The organism is Brevundimonas sp. UBA6550 (assembly GCF_002434505.1).
GTDB lineage: Bacteria > Pseudomonadota > Alphaproteobacteria > Caulobacterales > Caulobacteraceae > Brevundimonas.
On the sequence record NZ_DJKE01000001.1, the window covers coordinates 91,884 to 110,281 of the forward strand.

An 18,398-nucleotide genomic window follows, 5' to 3' on the forward strand; every position below is an offset into this window, starting at 1 on the left:
CCGCTCAAATCATCTACTCCGCCGCCGCCGGTTTTCGCGCGCTGGTTTCTCGCTCGGAAAACGCGACTTTCATTGCTCTATCCCGATAAGCTGCGGCAAGTCGCTTCGCGGGCGGTTCGAAGAGATCGATATCGCTCTTGCCCGCCATGTCCATCAGCCTGTCCTCAATCTGCCGATGATCGACGATCTGACCTCCGCTCAGAATATGGCGGACAGCCACCCCGCGCTCTTGCAACGCCCGGCCCACCAGAAGGCAGCGATGGCAATCGAGCGGATCATGCTCCGAACACATCATGGCGATGCGATACTTCTTCGCCCCGTCGATGACACGCTCCAGTCCTCGCGCGAAGTCGGGCGTCTCAGCCATTTTCTCGTAATCGGCCACGCCGTCGCAAAAGAATCGTTTGCCTTTCGGACGCCCACCCAGTTCTTCACCGAGAAAGACATAGGCAACGTCGTCCTGGCGCAGCTTGTCGCGGAGGGTATCCATATTGAAGTGCGGGAAGTGCCGCGAAAACGGTGCAGTCCTGACATCAGCGACCGCCGTGATCGACGCCTGACGCAGCAGCGCGAGGAAACGCTCATAGGGCAGTGTCGAATGCCCGATCGTCAGAACCTCTACAGCCGCATCCGCCAACCCAGCCTCCTTCATGCTACGACCGTTCGTCCGACACGATCTCCATTTTCAGCGCGTCGCGATCATATCAATGATGCACCTGCGCGACCAGCTATCTTCGCGCGCAATATAGACTTTTCCGACTATGCGAATTGCTCGTTGTAGTATGCGATGGTCACAGGAAATACATACCGTTGACTTGGGCATAGCAACTATTCGGCATCGCCGCGAACGGACGACACAAGCCAAGGCGAACATGAATGCTCTGGCTTGCGGCGGCATCGGCCTCCAATGCAGCTACCCCTCCCGCGAGGAACCGGCTTTTCGCGGCATCGGCGGGCACGGAGAAGTCATATTCGACGCCAGCCTGGTCGATGAGCGCGCGGAGCCGCCGTTTTCCAGGGGATGGATTGTCCTCGTAGAAGGATATCGACCCTGGCTGGATCAAGATGGCGTCGAGTGAGCCGGTCTGCATACCGGCGACCACATGGGCTTTGCCCGAATAGGCTCGATGCAAATGGCCGCCAAAGGCCTGGTCGATCGATGCTGATACACCAGCCGCGACGGCGTGTGCGATCTGCGCGGCAGTCATCTGACTAAGGACCGCGCTGTTGTTGCCGGCAATTACTACGCGATCCTCGGTCGCATGGGGGAACGGGAAATTCGCTGGTGGTGTCGCTGCATCGAATCGAACGCGATTGCCGACAGCGAAGAACTTGCCCGGCCCGGCGTGCTGATCCGTCCAGAATCGCGATGCTTCCGCCACGGCGTTCGCGGTCGGCGGCTCCGGGCGGATCATGCCGCCATTGTTCAAGTCCCACCCTGCGACGCAGAACAGATCACCGTATCGCGTGACATCCGTTATTATTAGTTCGTAAGTCGGCATTGATCTAATCCTTCCCCCTATTTCCTACACTCTGTGTTGTTCAGGGTGGCTTTGCAAGTATAGCGAGCGAAGGAGTGGCGTTGCCCTGCGGGCCGCGCTTTCGGCTGCGCCGGAACCACGCCACAGGCGCGTTTCCGCCATTCGGCTTCAATCGCTAACGCGAAGAATGGCGGTGACGGCCTTTCCGTGGATGAAGCCCCCGCTTGGAGAAGCGGTGCGCGGAAGCATCTATTCACAGCCGCGGCAGCACGACCTTAATGACGGTCTCTTTGCTCTCGGGTTCGAAATAGGAGCCGGTTGCGCTCGTTGGGTTCGGATCACCAGATGATGAGAAAGGTCGTGTAGCGTCGCGCGGCTATCGTCTTCGGCCTGCCGACGACGGCGCTGTTAACACGGTGCAGATCGGGAAACACGCACCCCTCTGTCGACAGTGAAGAGCCTCGCTGTCGAACGTCAGGGGGCTGCGGCGCGGCCGGAGGTTCGCCACCGTTTTCATGTTGATGCGGAGGCCGACCGCCACCAGTGCCGTGTTCCTCGGCTTTCTATGTCAGCCACACCCACGGCGTCCTCGAATGGATTGGGTCTGACCGAAGACCGGCTGCGCCTCGCTCGTCTTCCCGCAACGCCCAATGCCCGCTTTTTTCCGCCGCCTGCGGCTTTGCATCGCGAGACAAAAAAGCCGTCGTCGGCCGCCTTCCACTGCGTTTCAGCCCTACGGGTGCGGGGCCGATCGTCCCCGGTCGCACGACCACCATCGAGGTCGCGACAGGCGCGGCCGGATGCGAAAAGGAACACGACAATGGCGACCATCGGCACCTTCACCAAGAACGAAAACGGCGCGGGCTTCACCGGCGCGGTCAAGACCCTGACCCTCAACGTCAAGGCCAAGTTCGTCCCCACCGATGGCGACAGCGAGCGCGGTCCCGACTTCCGCATCTTCGCAGGAGCCACCGAATTCGGCGCAGCCTGGAAGAAGACCGCCCGCGAGACGCAGCGCGAATACCTCTCCGTCAAGCTGGACGACCCGAGCTTCCCCGCACCGATCTACGCCAGCCTGGTCGAGGGCGAGGAGGGCGAAGCCCACAACCTCATCTGGTCCCGCCGCAACGGCGACTGAGCCGGACATTTCCCGAAGCCCCGCTCACCCGAGCGGGGCTTCGTCATGTTCATGGCCGCCACCGCCTCAGTAGGCGAAGAAAGGATCGTTCTTCTGATGGGCGCGACATGTTTCGAATTTCGTGGACTTCGTCCACTTGGTCTCCGGAGCCTTTTTCGTATCGGAGAGGATCGACCACCCGGAAAGCAGCGTAATTACGCGCTTCTCCAGAACGATTTTCCGCCCAACCTTACCCTCGGCCGCAGCCTTGGCTCGATCAAAGGCTTTTTTTGCTTCTTCTGTGCTGGTGAACACGCCCCACAACGTCGTGTTCGTCAGGCGGTGAAGCTGCTTCGTTCCGTGAAAGACATAAAGGAGACCTTCTGCCTCAGCGCATTCCACAAAATCTTTATACTGCGAAGACGCGCCGACCTTGAAATCATAGGTTACGAGATAGTCCGCCAAAGTATTTCCCTCCCCATATCGTTGTCTTGCATGTGGGTATGCGCGTGCCCCAAACCAACCCACCGCTTGTCAGGCAATACGGCGATCGAGATGTGCGGATTTCAGGGTTTGCGGCTTTGCGCATCCCGATCAGATCCTGATGCCCCGCGCCCGCTGGCGCTCATGCCGGGCAGGTTTGCTAGGGGTTCCACCCCCGCGCGGCGCAAGGGATCGCTGACGCTCGTCCGGGCCGGTATCCCCAGCCTTCCTCCACGTCGTTCCTCCGTTCCGTGCAGGCCGGGTGATCCCCCTCCGGCCCGGCCGCCCTTGCACCTTGCTACCCCGGTCTCGGCGACGGCCAGGGTTGCAGCGCAGCGCTGCGCTCCAACGCAGACCCACGGAGACAGATCATGTATCATCAACTCGCCACCCGGTTCGACCGCAACAGCCACCAGATCAGCGGGCGCGAAGCCCTCGACAACGAAGCCCTCTACCGCCACGTCCCGTCCGTCTTCGCCCGCGAGGCGCATGACAGCCGGTCGGACCGCTACGTCTACGTCCCCACCATCGAGATCGTGGAGGGGCTGCGCAAGGAAGGATGGTTTCCGTTCTTCGCCGTCCAATCCGTGCCGCGCGACGGCAGCCGCCACGGCCATGCCAAGCACATGCTGCGCCTGCGCCGGGATGACGGCATCGGCAAGCCCGAGGCGGCGGAAGTCATCATCGTCAACAGCCATGACGGAACGTCGGCCTATCAGATGTTCGCCGGTGTCCTGCGCTTCGTCTGCACCAACAGCATGATCGCGGGCGAGCGCTTCGAGGAAGTCCGCGTCCCCCACAAGGGCGGCATACAGGATCAGATCATTGAGGGTGTCTATACGGTTGCAGAGGACTTCCCCCGCCTGATCGACGCCACCGAAACGATGAAGGAGACGCGCCTGTCGTCTGACGAACAGCGGGTATTGGCGGAGGCGAGCCTTGTCGCCCGCTATGGCGAGGACGAAAGCCCCGTCCGTCCCGATCAGGTCATCGCCCCGCGCCGCCGCGAGGATGTCGGGCAAAGCCTGTGGAGCACGTTCAACGTCATTCAGGAGAACATGATACGCGGCGGGTTGGAGGGGCGGCGCACCAATCCCGAGGGCCGTATCCGTCGCAGCCAGACCCGCGCCATCAACGGCATTGACCAGAATGTCGGGCTGAACCGCGCGCTGTGGACGCTGGCGGAAGGGATGCAGCGCCTGAAACACGGATGATCTGCTCATTTGCGGCTATCCGATTTTCCGCCGATCCGTGGACCCGGATCGGCGGCGCGGCCGTGTCGTCGCCACGACCGCCGCTCGCCGGGCTACGCCCGGCTCGCCAAATCGACTTTGCTATGTTAAGTAATAATTAACCAATATTGATCGCTTTGCGCGATCTACATATCCGGTAACGCTGACTTCAAAGCATATCCCAAGTTGTGGACCCTTCGTCTTTCCAGCGCCGATCCCATGCTGGAAGAAGAGAGGTGACGCCATGCCGAGTTCTGATTGGCGCTCGCCGGCCGCCTATGGACATGCACACAGCATTCCTGCCGCCGGCTTCGCTTGGGAATATCTCCGCCGCGACGACGAGTATCGTCGCGACTTCCATCGCCTGAGGCGGAAATCCCGCGACGATACCGAAGCGCAGATCGCGTTCGCCAACCGCTGGGGGTTACGATTTCGCGGTGGACCCGGACCAGGCCGCCGATCGTGCATCTCTCTTCTGGACGCCTGCGCTTCAGCCTGACGCCTTCCGGCTCCAGCCATCGAGCGATCCGCCCGACAACTTTGCCATGCCCATCGTGCTGCCGAAGCTTCCCGGCGTCGCGGCGCGATCGGCCGTCGATGGCACCTGGCACGGCCTCCGGCGCGGATCGGGCGGGGAGCATCGCTTCTGGCTCGCGAACGCTCCACCCGAAGGTCCAACGGGCTTTGTCGTCATCCTGCCGCTCGACACCCTGTTCGAGTTGCGCGCCGAAGCGGCGTTGCGCTTCTGGCTGGCGCTGGCCGGACGCCCGCCAGGCGACCGGCGGCACGACCTTCCGTCGCAGACCCGCGACCGGCACATCCTGATCCTGCGCGCGCTTGACGCGAAGCTGGCCGGGGCCAGCTATCGCGTCATCGCCGAAGCACTTCTCGGCTTCCAAGGCAGGTCCAAGAACGATTGGGAGGTCAGCCCCTTGAAGAACAAGGTGCGCCGTCTCGTCGCCGATGGCCTGTTCTACATGCGCGGCGGCTACCGCGAACTGCTTCACTATCCCGTCCGGGCGCCACGCCGCCGCTGAGGAGCGGCGTGGCCTTGACTTGAGCCGACCCCTCCGGGGTGCCGGATCGTCACCCCTTTGATTCCGGCATCGGGTGCCGAAATCGCACCCCCCTGATTCCGGCACGCTGCAAGCCGCCGATCCTCCGCCACGGTTCGCCATAGCCCGCTGTCGCCGCCGACAGCCGCCGAACCCGACCCGGAGGCATTTTCATGATCGACCCGAAGACGGGGCTGCCGCCCCGATTCCTGCGCACGCCCGATGCGGCGCGCTTTCTCGGCATATCGCTGCGGACGCTGGAGAAGCACCGCACATACGGCACCGGCCCGACCTATCGCAAGATCGGTGGGCGCGTCGTCTATGCGCTGGACGACCTGCAAGCCTGGACGGCGGTCGCCGCCCGCAAATCCACCACCGACAAGGATGCCGGCCGGGTCTTCGCGGCGCGGCCCCTGACGCCCGCCGAGCGGGGCGCACGCTGAATGTCGGGCGGTCCCTCCCACGACGCCGCACGGCGCTCCCAGCACCTTGTCGGCAGCGAGCGGGCACGGCTCGATCCCTTCGTCGTCGCGACGGGCGATGCCAGCCCGCTCGATCAGCGCGATTTGATGGAGCGGCCGTTCTTCTCGCTTTCGAAGACGCCGCGCACCAAACCCATCCTCTACAAGTCCGCCGACATCGAGGTGCAAGTGCTCGGAATGCCCGAGCACGGCATGGCGACCATCTGGGACGCCGACGTACTGATCTGGGCGGCCAGCCAGATCGTCGAGGCCGAGAACCACGGCCTGCGCACATCGCGCTTCTTCCGCTTCACGCCGTACCAGCTCCTGCGCGGCATCGGCCGCGACACCGGCAATCGCCAGTACCAGTTGCTGAAGGCGTCGCTAGCGCGCCTGCAATCGACCGTCGTCGCCACCACCATCCGCAACGGCGTCCATTGGCGGCGGCGGCAATTCTCCTGGATCAACGAATGGGAGGAGATGACGACCCATGACGGTCGCGTCGAGGGCATGGAGTTCGTCCTGCCCGAATGGTTCTACAACGGCGTCGTCGATCGCTTGCTGGTTCTGACCATCGACCCGGATTACTTCCGGCTGACCGGCGGGATCGAACGCTGGCTCTATCGCGTCGCCCGCAAACATGCCGGTCGCCAGCCGCATGGCTGGCTGTTCGAGATCGCCCATCTCCACGAAAAGTCCGGCAGCATGGCCCGGATTTCGGATTTCGCGCTTGATCTCCGACGCATCGCCGCCCGCCAGCCGCTGCCCGGATACCGGTTGTCGATCGAGCGGAACGGACGCCGCGAATGGCTTAGAATCCTGCCCGCCGAACAATTCACAGTGCCTGTGGATAAGGGTGTGAATGGCATCGGCACATCAGGCGCAAACGGTATCAGCACATCAGGCGCAGCCCTATCGGCACATCAGGCGCACGGACCGCAGTTAAACCTTTGGCCCGAAACGCGGAATCCGACCGCTAACTTAGAGTCTAATAAAGAATCTAACTCTTTATCTTTGACGCACGCGGGCGCGAGCCATGGTGCCGGTGCCGCCAGACGATCGAGGCGCGTGCCATGATCGTCGCCCTGCTCAATCAGAAGGGCGGCGTCGGAAAGACGACGCTGGCCCTGCATCTCGCCGGAGAATGGGCCAGGACCGGCGGCCGTGTGACGCTGATCGACGCGGACCCGCAGGGCTCGGCGCTCGACTGGTCCCAGCAGCGGGCGCGCGAGTGCTGCCCACGGCTGTTCGGCGTGGTCGGCCTGGCCCGCGATACCCTGCACCGCGAAGCACCCGAGCTGGCGCGCGATGTCGATCATGTCGTGATCGACGGGCCGCCGCGCGTCGCCGGGCTGATGCGCTCGGCGCTGCTCGCCGCCGACCTGGTGCTGATCCCGGTGCAGCCGTCACCATTCGACGGCTGGGCCTCGGCGGAGATGCTGGCGCTGCTCACCGAGGCGCGCATCTACCGCCCGGAACTCGCCGCGCGCTTCGTGCTGAACCGCTGCGGCGCGCGCACCGTCATCGCCCGCGAGACGGCCGAGACGCTAGCCGACCACGATCCGCCCTTGCTCGCCGCCACCATCGGCCAGCGCGTGGTCTTCGCCGACGCCGCGCAGTCCGGACGGCTGGCGTCGGAGATCGACGCCGACAGTCCGGCCGCGCGCGAGATCGCCGCGCTGGCCGCCGAGATCGCAAGGCTTGCGCCATGAGCCAGCGATGCCCGAAACGCGGTTTCGCGGCGCGTCCCGCCGATCCCGAGAGCTGGATCAAGGCGAGCGATTCGCCAGCGGTCCGCGCGACCGACGGCGCGGCGTTCACGGCCCGGCTGACGATCGACATCACGCCGGATCTGCGCGGCCGAATCAAGATCGTCGCGTTCCAGCGCGGCGTCACCGTCGCCGAAATGCTGCGCGAGCTGCTCGCGCGCGAATTCCCAGCCACCGAAGGAGACCCATCATGACCGGCACCGCAGCTCCCCGCGTGCGCGGCGGCCCCGTGCCGTCCGCGCTTCCCTCCGACGACCTGACCCGTGTCGAACTCACCCATATCGAGAAGAAGATCGAGCACTGGGTTCGCTTCGGCCGGCTCGCCGAAGAAACCATCCTCGACCGCCGCCGTCGCATCTTCGCGTTCCGTCCGGGCGCGATCTTCGCCTTCGTTCGATGGGCGTCGAACAACTTCGGCACGATCATCTCGCGCATCGACATCGTGCGCGCGGTCACGCCCGGCGAATCCTATCAGACGCTGCCCTTCGTGCGCCCCGGCGGCGAAATCCTGCTCAAGATCGACGGCTGGCCCAGGGTCGAACAGGTGCTCCGCCACATCGACGCCATCCAGGCGATCGGCATCGATCCGGAGGATGTTTCGCCCGCTCACTGGCGCCACGTCCACAACCGGCTGACGGCCGGACACGAGCCGCGCGCCTACACCGCCGACCAGCACCGGGCGTTCCTCAAGCGCCGGAGCGTCGCGCCATGACCCGCTTCGGCTATGTGATGGTGACGTATCTCTCGATCATAGGCGTCGCCATCGCGTCCTTCATCCCGACGCCAACCCGGCTGGTATGGAACGTCTCCGCCAGCGCGCCGATCGGCCTCTACGCCATCGATCCGCCCGGTGACCTGACCGTCACCGATCTGGTCGCGGTCGATCCGCCTGAACCGTTCGCCGATTTCATGGTGGAGCGCGGCTATATCGGCCGAGGCGTGCCGCTCTTGAAGCGCGTCATGGGACTGCCGGGGCAGGAAGTCTGCCGGGTCCGGCGCACGATCACGGTCGATGGCGTCGAACTCGGCGCGGCGCTCGATCGCGACCGCTCGGGCCGCGAACTGCCGGTCTGGAACGGCTGCCGCCGCATCGCCGGTGACGAAATCTTCCTGATGAACGCCGATGTCCGCGACAGCCTGGACGGCCGCTACTTCGGGCCGATCCCGGTCAGCGCCGTCATCGGCCGCGCGACGCCGGTCTACACCGACGAGGACGGCGACGGCCGCTTCGTCTGGCGCGCCGCGACGCGCTGACCGCCGCGATTCCGGCGGCAATCGTTCTCGCCGGCTCTCACGCATTCACCAGCATCGAGGAGACTACCATGCCGCAGATCGGCCAGTTCACGCGCGAGACGACGGGTTTCGTCGGACGCGTTCATACACTCACCCTCTATCGCGAACTCACTATAGTTCCGGCCGAGCCGTCCGATGCCGAGAACGCACCGGACTATCGCATCCATCACGGCGCCGACGACGGACCGGAGATCGGCGCGGGCTGGAAACGGACCGGCGAGCGCGCCGGCGAGTACATCTCGCTGCTGATCGACGACCCGGCCTTGCCGCAGCCGATCCGCGCCAACCTGTTCCGCGACGACGACGGCGGAGCCGCCTGGTCGCTGCACTGGACGCGGCCAATCAAGCGCGGCGAGCGGGAGTGATCTCATGCGATCGATCATCAGGATTGCAGGCGGGATCGTGCGAACAAGCCCCATCCCTTTGTTCGCGAACAGGCCGTCTCATCCCTCCGTCCCGCTCGACGATCCGTCGGCCGGCGCGCGCAGCGAAGGTCAAGGGCGATCGAAGATCGGCGCGTCGCGCGCACCCTTGACCGCAGCGAGCACGCTGGCAGGCTGGCGTCGTTGCGGAGACAGGATGCCCGTTAGATCGGCAGTTCTTCTGCTTTCCTCTGTGCTCGCCGTCGCCATGCCGCTGCCCTGTCACGCGCAGCCGGAACCGGTGCCGCGCCAGTCCCAGGCCGATCCCTATGCCGCGCATATCGCCGAGGCGGCGCAGCGCTTCGGTATTCCGGCGGCGTGGATCAGGGCCGTCATGCGCGTCGAGAGCGCAAACGAGGTGCAAGCGATCTCGCCCAAGGGCGCGATGGGCCTGATGCAGATCATGCCCGCGACATGGGCGGAGCTTCGCGCCCGCCATGCGCTCGGCAGCGATTTCTACGACCCGCGTGACAACATTCTGGCGGGCGCGGCCTACCTCCGCGAACTGCATGACCGCTACGGATCGCCGGGTTTTCTGGCGGCCTACAATGCCGGTCCCGGTCGCTACGAAGAGCATCTTGCCGGCCGACCGTTGCCAGCGGAAACGCGTGCCTATGTCGCAACGCTCGCACCGCAGATCGGCGGCGGCGAGATCACCGGGCCGATCGCGGTCGCAGCGGCCGATCCGCTGTCGTGGACTCGCGCGCCGTTATTCGTCGCGCAGGCTGAACGCACATCGTCTGCCGATTCTGTGCAGGCGGGCGCGCAGTCCGGGGACACTCCGGCTGCAACGCCGGTGCGCGATCTCTCCGCGATCGTACCGCAGTCGGGCGGACTGTTTGTTGCCCGAGCGGAAACGGGAGGTCCGCGATGAGCATAGGGCACAGGTACGGCTGGCGGTCCTTTCCAGTGTGCAGAGGGTACGAGTGGGGTTGGGCTGAATCAGGGTTGGGAGGGGTGAAAGGGGCAGAGAGGCGGGAGGGCAAGATTAAAGCGGACGGCACCCCATGGGTCCGATCCGGGGGGCAAGCCTTTGTCTGCACACTGTTTGGGACGGCACCGTCATCCGGGCACCATGGTGCCGCCTGTTGCCACAATTCCAGCAGACGCCGCGTTTTCGGCGGCACTCTCCCCAGAAACCGGCGCTTTCGGGCGGGTTGCCGCCGATGAGCGCCGACGACGACAACCGCTTCCGCCCGAAGCCCGGCCGCATCCGCTCCGATGCGTCGAAGGCCGGACAGGCGAAGAGCTTCCTCACCAAGGTCAGGAAGATCGCCCGCCAGCATGGCGCGGACTCCGGTCGAACCTCGCGAAGCGGCAGCGTCGGAGGTGGCGGCAAGCCAGGGCGGAACGGTGCGGTCGCTTCCGGCCGGGGCGTCAAGCGCGGGCGCGGCGCGGCCTTCGTCCGATCCCGCAATCTGTCGAACGCCTGGAGTCATCGCCAAGCTGGCAGCCGCCGCGTCATCGTCAAGTCGCGTTCCGTCCGTGCGGCTGGCAAGAGCGGCAAGGCCGCCGCCCATCTGCGTTACATCCAGCGCGACGGCACCTCGCGCGATGGCGAGCGCGGCCGGCTCTATTCGGCGACCGAAGGCCGCGCCGATGGCGATGCTTTCCTCGATCGCGGCAAGGACGATCGCCACCAGTTCCGCTTCATCGTCTCGCCTGAAGACGCCGCCGACATCGAAGACCTGACCGGTCACACCCGTGACCTGATGGCCCGCGTCGAAGCCGATCTCGGTACGAAGCTGGATTGGGTCGCGGTCAACCACTTCAACACCGGCCATCCTCATGTCCATGTCATCGTCAACGGACGCGACGATATGGGCGAGGATCTGGTCATCAACGGCGACTATCTCGCCAACGGCGTCCGCGAACGGGCGAGCGAACTGGCGACGCTGGAACTCGGCCCCGTCACCGAGATCGAGCAGCGCCGCAAGCTGACCGCCGAGATCGACCAGGACCGCTTCACCCGCATCGACCGGGCGATGGTGAACGAGGCCGCCGAGGATGGACGGCTCGACCTGCGCCATGCGCCGGAGAACATGCGAGGCCAGGAGGATCGGACGCTCCGGCTGCGCCGTCTTGGCAAGCTGGAGAAGATGGGCCTCGCAACCGAACAGTCACCGGGCGTCTGGGAACTTGGTGATCGCCTGGAGTCGACCCTGCGCGACCTGGGCGAGCGCGGCGACATCGTGCGTACCATGCAGAAGGCGATGCGAGCCGAGGGCCATGACCGCGATCCGATAAGTTTCCAGATTTACGACACTGCGCCCGCAACGCCGGTCGTTGGCCGCGTCATCGACAAACACCTCTCCGACGAGCTGGGTGAGAACTTGACGCTTGTGATCGACGGCACCGACGGCCGCACACATCACATCTCCGGCGTCGATCAGGCGAAGGTCGCGGATGTCCGCATCGGCAGCGTTATCGAGATCGGCGCGACCGACGCCGGATCGCGCCCGTCCGACCGCACGATCGCCAGCATGGTCGAAGATGGCATCTACCGGCCCAGCCGCCATCTGGAGCAGGCCCGGTTCAATGGTCGCGTGCCCGGCAGCGACTATGATGGCTTCGTCGATGCCCATGTTCGCCGCCTGGAGGCGCTGCGCCGCGCCGGCATCGCCGAGCGAATCGACGCCGACCAGTGGCGCATCCCGCAGGACTTCGAGGCGCGCGCCGCTGCCCATGATGCGGGCCGAGGTCGCCAGCTCAATATCCGTGTTCTCTCGACCTTCGATCTGGAGAAACAGATCATGGCGGACGGGGCGACCTGGCTCGACCGGAAGCTGGTCGGGCGCGGTCCTTCCGATATTGCGCAAGCGGGGTTCGGGCAGGACGTGAGCGAGGCTATGGGCCGCCGCCGCGAGCGCTTGGTCGAACAGGGTGACGCCACTCGCCAGCAGAACGGTCGCGTTCTCTATCGTCGCGATCTGCTCACCACGCTGGAGGCGCGCGAGGTGGCGCGCGCCGGGGCGGAGTTGACGGCGACAAAGCCGATACCGTTCCGTGCGGCCGGCGACGGCGAGACGGTCAGCGGCACCTTCACCGGGACGGTCCAGCTCGCCAGCGGCAAGTTCGCCATCGTCGAGAAGAGCCACGAGTTCACGCTGGTCCCGTGGCGGCCGGTCATCGACCGCCAGCTCGGCCGCGAGGTGATGGGTGTCGTGCAGGGCCGATCGGTGTCGTGGCAGCTCGGGCGGAAGATGCAATTGGGACTGTAGTCCTGTTCGGGCGACGTGCTGGCAACGCAGCGCACGCAGCGTCGTCGATTAACTAAACCAAACTAAATCATGTGATTGATTTAATATCTTACCGGCGCTAAAGCTGGCCGTGGGATAGGGGTCAGCAAGCGCCGCGAGCAAGCGGATGGGCGGCTTCCGGCTCCCAGGATGAAGGATGGAGCACGGGCCTCATGTCGGGACGAAGGATCGAGCGCGGCGATCAAACTCGCGAGAAACTGCTTATCGCAGCCATCGACGTTTTCGGGCGTGTCGGTTTTGATGCCGCGACGACACGGATGCTTTCCGAGGGGGCCGGAGCAAACCAACAAGCAATTGCCTACTACTTCGGCAGCAAGGAAGGTCTATACCTTGCTACGGCCGCCTCCATCGCGGACGGCATAAACGATCACATCGCCCCGCTGCGAAGCCTCGTCTTCGCCCGTGTCGAAGCGGCCCGCTCGGGGACAGCGCCACTCAGCACGGACGAGGCGCGTCGCCTGCTGTGCAAGATCATTCAGCGGATGGCGGCGCTATTCGCCAGCAGCCGCTCCGAGCCTTGGGCGCTCTTCATTATTCGCGAGCAGTCGCAGCCCACTGCGGCCTTCCGTCAGCTCTACGACGGCGTAATGGGGCCGCTTCTTCAAATATGTCACCATCTGGTCGGAATTCTGCTCGACGAAGATCCCGCCTCCCAACACGTACGTCTCAGAACCGTCTCTCTGGTCGGAAGCGTCCTCGTGTTTAGGATGGCGAATGCCGCAGTCCTCTCGACGCTCGATTGGGAAGCGATAGACGACAAGGGCCTAGCGGCGATTGAGGCTCTGGCGGTCGAACTTGTCGCGTCCATTGCGCCTGTTTCTCCGATTGTGGGGACGCGATAGTGTCCCGGCGCATCATCATCCTGGTGGTCATCATCGCCTGCGCTGCTGGCGCGGCAATCTACACCCGTGGGTTCGGCCTTTGGGACAAGCCCGACGAGGGGCTGGTTCTCTATGGCAATGTCGATATTCGTCAGGTGAATCTCGGATTCCGCGTCGGAGGACGCATTGCCGAGATGCCGGTTGATGAAGGAGCTTCGGTCGACGCGATGGCAACGCTGGCACAGCTCGACCGCCAGCCTTTCATCGACGCGCTGACGGGGGCGGAAGCGCAAGTCGCTGCCGCTCAGGCTGAACTCGACAAGCGGCGCAGCGGAAATCGACCTCAGGAGATCGCCCAGGCGGAGGCTGCGGTCGCCGTCCGAAGGGCTGACATGGTGCGGACTCGCGAAGCCTACGAGCGCCGCCGAGCGCTGGTCGCTACGGGCGCTGTGTCCCAATCCGTTTTCGAGGCCGCCGAGGCTGAATACCGCGCCGCCGAGGCTCAGCTTCGGGCGGCGGAGGAAGCATTATCGCTGCTTCGCGCTGGCTCACGCATCGAAGACATAGCGGCTGCGGAGGCGCAGCTCGCGGCAGCAATAGCGGAACGCGACAGGGCCAGAACCAGCTTGGCCGATACGACGCTTCAGTCGCCGGACGCGGGCACAATCCTTACGCGAGCTGCCGAACCCGGAGCCATCGTCCAATCCGGCGCAACCATCTTCACGCTCACCATCAACCGGCCGATCCGGGTGCGCGCCTACGTCGCCGAACCTGACCTCGGCCGGATCGCTCCCGGCATGACCGTGCTCGTGACCACCGACGGTAATCCCAAAGCCTATCGTGGTGTCATCGGCTTCATCTCACCAACCGCTGAATTCACGCCAAGGACCGTCCAGACCGAGCAACTGCGGGCCGATCTTGTCTATCGGCTGCGGATCAACGTCACCGATCCCGATGACCGTCTCCGTCAAGGTCAACCCGCAACCGTGAGGCTCGAACAGAGCTCGGAACCAGCGGCAGGGTCAGTGAAATGACGGAGGTAGTCGCTCGCGCTGTTCGTGTCACCAAGCGCTTCGAGGCCAATGCGGCTCCAGCGCTCGATGCCGTGAACATCGAGGTGATGGCCGGCCTGATGACAGGCTTGGTCGGTCCTGACGGCGCGGGTAAAACGACTCTGATCCGTCTGCTCGCCGGATTACTCGACCCGGATGAAGGGGAAGTCACCCTTCTTGGCGAGCCCGCTGTCGCGGCCGACAGGTCAGCACTAGGCTATATGCCGCAACGCTTCGGACTCTACGAAGACCTATCCGTCATCGAGAATCTGTCGCTCTACGCCGATCTTCGCGGCTTACCCCCAGGGGAGCGCGCAGAGCGGTTTTCTCAACTTCTGTCTTTCACCGATCTGGAGCGATTTCGGCCTCGATTGGCTGGCCAACTCTCGGGCGGCATGAAGCAGAAGCTGGGCCTCGCCTGCGCGCTGGTGCGGCCCCCTCGGGTGCTGCTGCTTGACGAGCCCGGCGTTGGCGTCGACCCCGTGGCCAGGCGCGAACTATGGGCCATGGTTCGCCAGCTCACGACTGAAGGCATGGGTGTCGTCTGGTCCACCGCCTATCTCGACGAAGCCGAGAAATGCGATACGGTATTTCTGCTGAACGAAGGCAAGTTGCTGTTCAGTGGACCGCCGAAGCAACTGACATCCCGCGTCGCTGGACGGACGTATCGCCTATTTGGTCCGACCGAAAGCCGGCGGTCTCTGCTCGCCAGCCTTGTTCTTCGAGATGAAGTAAGGGACGCCACCATCCAGGGCGCGTCCATTCGTGTGCTCATGGATGAAGGCGTTGCTGCACCGTCCCTCGAACTGCTCGGACTGTCGCGCGGCGACCGGATCGAAGCCGTGCAGCCGCGGTTTGAGGATGCGTTCATTGACATCCTCGGCGGTGGGCCGAGAGGAGCCAGCCAACTCGCGGCAGGATATCGGCCCATCGAAAAGTCTGACGCACCGGCGATCGAGGCGCGAGGACTTACCAAGAAGTTTGGAACGTTTACGGCGGCGGGCGACATCACCTTCTCCGTGCCGGAGGGGCAGATATTCGGCCTCCTTGGGCCGAACGGTGCCGGCAAGTCCACGACCTTCAAGATGCTTTGCGGCCTTCTCACGCCGACAGCGGGCGACGGTCGCGTTGCGGGCCATGATCTGCGCAGCGCTAGAGCGGAAGCACGTCAGTCGCTAGGCTACATGGCGCAGAAATTCTCCTTGTATGGCGATCTCAGCGTCAAACAGAATCTGGACTTCTTCGCAGGAGCCTATGGCCTGGATCGACGCGCACGGTCGGAGGCGGTGGCGCGCGTCGTCGATATTTTTCAGCTTGAACGGCATCTGCCGGTGAACAGCGGGACGTTGCCGCTGGGCTTCAAGCAGCGGCTCTCCCTTGCCTGCGCCGTGCTTCATCAACCGCCGGTGCTTTTCCTGGATGAGCCGACATCAGGCGTGGACCCCATCACCCGCCGCGAGTTCTGGCTACACATCAACGGGCTCGTGCAACGCGGCGTGACGGTGCTCGTCACTACCCACTTCATGGAAGAGGCGGAGTATTGCGACCGAATAGCGTTGATCTATCGCGCACAGGAGATCGCCGAAGGCACGCCCGAAGACCTCAAGACCCGCGCGGCTGAAATCGGCGGTGGCACGGACCTGACGATGGAGGATGCCTTCATCGCACTGATCGAGGACTCGGATCGGAAGCGGAAGGCCGCATGACCGATCGCTTCGACGCTCGACGCTTCGCCGCGCTGCTTCGCAAGGAGTCGCTACAGATTCTTCGCGACCCCTCTACCATGCTGATCGCCTTTGTGCTGCCGCTGCTCCTGCTCTTCCTGTTTGGTTACGGCGTGTCTCTCGATACGGCTAGGACGCGAATTGGCCTGGCTGTTCAGGACTCCAGTGAAGCAGCGGCCAGCCTGGCGGGTGCCTACCGATCATCCCGGTGGTTCGAGGTTGAAGCTCGGCGCGACGTGACTTCGCTAAAGGATGAGCTGATCGCGGGACGCACCCGGGGTATCGTGGTCATTCCGAGTGATTTCGGCCAAAGGATCGCAGCCGGGAGCGACGCGCCGGTCCAAGTCATCACCGATGGCTCGTTGCCGAACACGGCCGCCTTCGTTGCCGCCTATGCCGAAGGTGTGCGAGCCACCTGGGCAGAAGGCCGCGCATTGGAGCGTGGCGTGCGATTGCCTCCCTCGATCGTTCCTTTGCCCCGGTTCTGGTTCAATCCCGGTCTCGAAAGTCGTTTCGCCCTCATTCCGGGCTCGATCAGCATTGTGATGACAATGATCGGGACGCTTCTGACCGCGCTCGTCGTCGCGCGGGAATGGGAGCGCGGCACCCTCGAAGCATTGATGGCGACGCCCATCAGCATGGGCGAATTCCTGGCGACGAAGATCATCCCCTATTTCGTGCTCGGGCTGGGCTCCATGACGCTCTGCGTCGTCGTGGCCGTCTTCCTGTTCGGCGTGCCGTTCAGGGGGTCGATTATCGGCCTGTATGCGCTCGGTGCGGCCTTCCTCATGCCAGCGTTGGGCCAAGGATTGCTCATTTCGGCGGCGACGAAGAATCAGTTTGTAGCCAGCCAGGTTGCGCTGCTGACGGCCTTCATGCCGGGTCTGCTGCTGTCGGGATTTCTATTCGAGATCGGCTCAATGCCGAAAATCCTTCAAGGGATAACCTATGCAGTCCCCGCTCGCTACTTCATCTCGCCCCTGACCAGCGTGTTCGTCGTGGGCGATCTCTGGCCCATGTTCATTCGCAGCATTCTGGCGATGCTGGGTTTCGGTCTGCTGTTCTTCGGCCTCGCTTTTCGGGTGACGAGACGGAGGATTGCCTGATGGGTTCCTCCAGTTTCGCGCGTCTTTCGGCGATCATCGTCAAGGAACTATGGGCGGTCTTTCGCGATCCCAAAGCCCGTATCACCCTTATTGCACCCCCCTTGCTTCAACTCGTCCTGTTCGGTTTCGCGGCGACGCTGGAAGTGCGCAACTTCGACGTAGGCGTCCTCGACCGCGATTCCGGCATCTGGAGCCATGAAGTTGTTTCAAGAGTAGCGGGCAGCCCTAACGTCGGTCGCGTCGTGCCGCTCGCATCGCCTGCCGACATGCGGGAGGCAATCAACAATCAGCAGGTCATCGCCGTTTTGAATTTCGATTCCCGCTTCAGCGCGGCTATCGAGAGCGGACAGACTGGAGAGGTCCAGATCATCCTCGACGGGCGTCGCTCGAACGCATCGCAGATCGTTTCCTCATACCTGCAACAGATCGTTGGCCAGGTTGCTGCGGAAGCCCGTCCCGCCGCAATTGCAGTCCAGCCGACTTCCCGAACTGTCGTCACCAACTGGTTCAATCCCGCGCTGATCTACCTCTGGTTCGTGATGCCTGCATTGCTTGTGACCCTGGGCGCAACCGGCACCTTGTCGATCACAGCGCAGTCCGTCGCGCGAGAGCGGGAGCTAGGCACTTTCGATCAGCTCATGGTCTCACCTTTGAGGGTCCACGAAATCCTGATCGGCAAGATGGCGCCGCCTCTGCTGATCGGCTTTTTCAATGCCACGCTCTACATGATCCTTATCCCAACGGTCTTCGGAGTGCCGCTTACCGGCTCCGTGACCGCGTTCTATTTCTCTCTGTTCTTCTATCTGGTTTCGCTGATCGGCGTCGGGATGCTGGTATCCACGTTGTCGCAAACCCAGCAACAAGCCTTCCTCGGCATGTTTCTGGTGACGGTGCCGCTCATCCTGCTGTCTGGATTCGCCACTCCCGTCGACAACATGCCCGGCTGGCTACAGGTCATCGCCTACGCCAATCCCTGTCGGCATTTTCTCGTCGTCTCCGAGGGCGTGTTTCTCAAGAACATGCCGGCGGCGGTCATTCTCGCCAACACTTGGCCGCTGGCGGTTATCGCGTCCGTCACGCTGACCGTCTCGGCGATTCTATTCCGCGCGCGGATGGAGTAGC

The 18,398-nt window shown here is 63.9% G+C and carries 20 protein-coding genes and 1 pseudogene; 18 read left to right on the forward strand and 3 right to left on the reverse strand.

Annotation, left to right across the window (positions count from 1 at the left end; genetic code table 11):
- Positions 1–13: 13 nt before the first annotated feature.
- Both B3Z70_RS00355 and B3Z70_RS00360 read right to left on the reverse strand, forming a co-directional pair.
- Complete coding sequence (locus B3Z70_RS00355; RefSeq protein WP_292044367.1) at positions 14–637, reverse strand: DUF488 family protein; 624 nt, start codon at positions 635–637, stop codon at positions 14–16.
- A 154-nt stretch (positions 638–791) separates the two neighbouring features.
- On the reverse strand, positions 792–1,502 hold the full coding sequence (locus B3Z70_RS00360) for a dual OB domain-containing protein (RefSeq protein WP_292044369.1): 711 nt from the start codon (positions 1,500–1,502) through the stop codon (positions 792–794).
- Positions 1,503–2,301: 799 nt separating this feature from the next.
- Here B3Z70_RS00360 and B3Z70_RS00365 point away from each other — a divergent pair.
- A complete protein-coding gene (locus B3Z70_RS00365) occupies positions 2,302–2,619 on the forward strand; it encodes a DUF736 domain-containing protein (RefSeq protein ID WP_292044371.1) in 318 nt (105 codons plus the stop codon).
- 66 nt (positions 2,620–2,685) lie between these two features.
- Here B3Z70_RS00365 and B3Z70_RS00370 read toward each other — a convergent pair whose 3' ends face one another.
- On the reverse strand, positions 2,686–3,063 hold the full coding sequence (locus B3Z70_RS00370; RefSeq protein WP_292044372.1) for a hypothetical protein: 378 nt from the start codon (positions 3,061–3,063) through the stop codon (positions 2,686–2,688).
- A gap of 389 nt (positions 3,064–3,452) precedes the next feature.
- Here B3Z70_RS00370 and B3Z70_RS00375 point away from each other — a divergent pair, with 389 nt between their 5' ends.
- From B3Z70_RS00375 to B3Z70_RS00450, 17 genes and pseudogenes are all read left to right on the forward strand, one after another.
- Complete coding sequence (locus tag B3Z70_RS00375; protein ID WP_292044374.1) at positions 3,453–4,295, forward strand: DUF932 domain-containing protein; 843 nt, start codon at positions 3,453–3,455, stop codon at positions 4,293–4,295.
- Positions 4,296–4,557: 262 nt separating this feature from the next.
- Positions 4,558–4,812, forward strand: coding sequence for a transcriptional regulator domain-containing protein (locus tag B3Z70_RS17225; RefSeq protein ID WP_409514365.1), 255 nt, complete (start codon positions 4,558–4,560; stop codon positions 4,810–4,812).
- The gene (locus B3Z70_RS00380; RefSeq protein WP_292044376.1) at positions 4,751–5,350 is read left to right on the forward strand and encodes a DUF2285 domain-containing protein; all 600 of its coding nucleotides are present in this window, start codon (positions 4,751–4,753) and stop codon (positions 5,348–5,350) included. The genes B3Z70_RS17225 and B3Z70_RS00380 overlap by 62 nt, the downstream gene beginning before the upstream one ends.
- Before the next feature lie 191 nt (positions 5,351–5,541).
- Positions 5,542–5,811 (forward strand): helix-turn-helix transcriptional regulator, encoded by a 270-nt coding sequence (locus B3Z70_RS00385; protein WP_292044378.1) that lies wholly within the window; start codon positions 5,542–5,544, stop codon positions 5,809–5,811.
- Positions 5,812–6,621: pseudogene (locus B3Z70_RS00390) on the forward strand (replication initiator protein A); the annotation flags it as partial.
- Between the two features lie 281 nt (positions 6,622–6,902).
- Positions 6,903–7,541, forward strand: a complete 639-nt coding sequence (gene parA / locus B3Z70_RS00395) for a ParA family partition ATPase (protein WP_292044381.1) — start codon at positions 6,903–6,905, stop codon at positions 7,539–7,541.
- A complete protein-coding gene (locus B3Z70_RS00400; RefSeq protein ID WP_292044383.1) occupies positions 7,538–7,792 on the forward strand; it encodes a ribbon-helix-helix protein in 255 nt (84 codons plus the stop codon). The genes parA and B3Z70_RS00400 overlap by 4 nt, the downstream gene beginning before the upstream one ends.
- Positions 7,789–8,310 carry a DUF2840 domain-containing protein gene (locus B3Z70_RS00405; RefSeq protein WP_292044385.1) on the forward strand — a complete coding sequence of 174 codons (522 nt, stop codon included), beginning with the start codon at positions 7,789–7,791 and terminating at the stop codon, positions 8,308–8,310. The genes B3Z70_RS00400 and B3Z70_RS00405 overlap by 4 nt, the downstream gene beginning before the upstream one ends.
- Positions 8,307–8,852 carry a S26 family signal peptidase gene (locus tag B3Z70_RS00410; protein WP_292044386.1) on the forward strand — a complete coding sequence of 182 codons (546 nt, stop codon included), beginning with the start codon at positions 8,307–8,309 and terminating at the stop codon, positions 8,850–8,852. Before B3Z70_RS00405 ends, B3Z70_RS00410 begins: the two co-directional genes overlap by 4 nt.
- 68 nt (positions 8,853–8,920) lie before the next feature.
- Positions 8,921–9,256, forward strand: a complete 336-nt coding sequence (locus B3Z70_RS00415; RefSeq protein WP_292044387.1) for a DUF736 domain-containing protein — start codon at positions 8,921–8,923, stop codon at positions 9,254–9,256.
- A gap of 4 nt (positions 9,257–9,260) precedes the next feature.
- A complete protein-coding gene (locus B3Z70_RS00420) occupies positions 9,261–10,187 on the forward strand; it encodes a lytic transglycosylase domain-containing protein (protein WP_292044388.1) in 927 nt (308 codons plus the stop codon).
- Between the two features lie 1,168 nt (positions 10,188–11,355).
- Complete coding sequence (locus tag B3Z70_RS17230) at positions 11,356–12,534, forward strand: DUF3363 domain-containing protein (RefSeq protein ID WP_371414566.1); 1,179 nt, start codon at positions 11,356–11,358, stop codon at positions 12,532–12,534.
- Positions 12,535–12,725: 191 nt separating this feature from the next.
- Positions 12,726–13,415, forward strand: a complete 690-nt coding sequence (locus tag B3Z70_RS00430) for a CerR family C-terminal domain-containing protein (protein WP_127966048.1) — start codon at positions 12,726–12,728, stop codon at positions 13,413–13,415.
- Complete coding sequence (gene hlyD / locus B3Z70_RS00435) at positions 13,415–14,428, forward strand: secretion protein HlyD (protein ID WP_127966049.1); 1,014 nt, start codon at positions 13,415–13,417, stop codon at positions 14,426–14,428. The genes B3Z70_RS00430 and hlyD overlap by 1 nt, the downstream gene beginning before the upstream one ends.
- Positions 14,425–16,152, forward strand: coding sequence for an ATP-binding cassette domain-containing protein (locus tag B3Z70_RS00440; RefSeq protein ID WP_127966050.1), 1,728 nt, complete (start codon positions 14,425–14,427; stop codon positions 16,150–16,152). The genes hlyD and B3Z70_RS00440 overlap by 4 nt, the downstream gene beginning before the upstream one ends.
- Complete coding sequence (locus B3Z70_RS00445) at positions 16,149–17,276, forward strand: ABC transporter permease (RefSeq protein WP_292044394.1); 1,128 nt, start codon at positions 16,149–16,151, stop codon at positions 17,274–17,276. Before B3Z70_RS00440 ends, B3Z70_RS00445 begins: the two co-directional genes overlap by 4 nt.
- Positions 17,276–18,397, forward strand: a complete 1,122-nt coding sequence (locus B3Z70_RS00450; protein ID WP_164876624.1) for an ABC transporter permease — start codon at positions 17,276–17,278, stop codon at positions 18,395–18,397. Before B3Z70_RS00445 ends, B3Z70_RS00450 begins: the two co-directional genes overlap by 1 nt.
- Position 18,398 lies beyond the last annotated feature (1 nt).

Excerpts from the sequence above, each read along its gene's own strand:
- B3Z70_RS00360 (WP_292044369.1), bottom strand. The coding sequence starts at position 1,502 with ATGCCGACTTACGAACTAATAATAACGGATGTCACGCGATACGGTGAT.
- B3Z70_RS00365 (WP_292044371.1), top strand. The coding sequence starts at position 2,302 with ATGGCGACCATCGGCACCTTCACCAAGAACGAAAACGGCGCGGGCTTC.
- B3Z70_RS00375 (WP_292044374.1), top strand. The coding sequence starts at position 3,453 with ATGTATCATCAACTCGCCACCCGGTTCGACCGCAACAGCCACCAGATC.
- B3Z70_RS17225 (WP_409514365.1), top strand. The coding sequence starts at position 4,558 with ATGCCGAGTTCTGATTGGCGCTCGCCGGCCGCCTATGGACATGCACAC.
- B3Z70_RS00385 (WP_292044378.1), top strand. The coding sequence starts at position 5,542 with ATGATCGACCCGAAGACGGGGCTGCCGCCCCGATTCCTGCGCACGCCC.
- parA (WP_292044381.1), top strand. The coding sequence starts at position 6,903 with ATGATCGTCGCCCTGCTCAATCAGAAGGGCGGCGTCGGAAAGACGACG.
- B3Z70_RS00400 (WP_292044383.1), top strand. The coding sequence starts at position 7,538 with ATGAGCCAGCGATGCCCGAAACGCGGTTTCGCGGCGCGTCCCGCCGAT.
- B3Z70_RS00405 (WP_292044385.1), top strand. The coding sequence starts at position 7,789 with ATGACCGGCACCGCAGCTCCCCGCGTGCGCGGCGGCCCCGTGCCGTCC.
- B3Z70_RS00410 (WP_292044386.1), top strand. The coding sequence starts at position 8,307 with ATGACCCGCTTCGGCTATGTGATGGTGACGTATCTCTCGATCATAGGC.
- B3Z70_RS00415 (WP_292044387.1), top strand. The coding sequence starts at position 8,921 with ATGCCGCAGATCGGCCAGTTCACGCGCGAGACGACGGGTTTCGTCGGA.
- B3Z70_RS00420 (WP_292044388.1), top strand. The coding sequence starts at position 9,261 with ATGCGATCGATCATCAGGATTGCAGGCGGGATCGTGCGAACAAGCCCC.
- B3Z70_RS17230 (WP_371414566.1), top strand. The coding sequence starts at position 11,356 with ATGCGAGGCCAGGAGGATCGGACGCTCCGGCTGCGCCGTCTTGGCAAG.
- B3Z70_RS00430 (WP_127966048.1), top strand. The coding sequence starts at position 12,726 with ATGTCGGGACGAAGGATCGAGCGCGGCGATCAAACTCGCGAGAAACTG.
- B3Z70_RS00440 (WP_127966050.1), top strand. The coding sequence starts at position 14,425 with ATGACGGAGGTAGTCGCTCGCGCTGTTCGTGTCACCAAGCGCTTCGAG.
- B3Z70_RS00445 (WP_292044394.1), top strand. The coding sequence starts at position 16,149 with ATGACCGATCGCTTCGACGCTCGACGCTTCGCCGCGCTGCTTCGCAAG.
- B3Z70_RS00450 (WP_164876624.1), top strand. The coding sequence starts at position 17,276 with ATGGGTTCCTCCAGTTTCGCGCGTCTTTCGGCGATCATCGTCAAGGAA.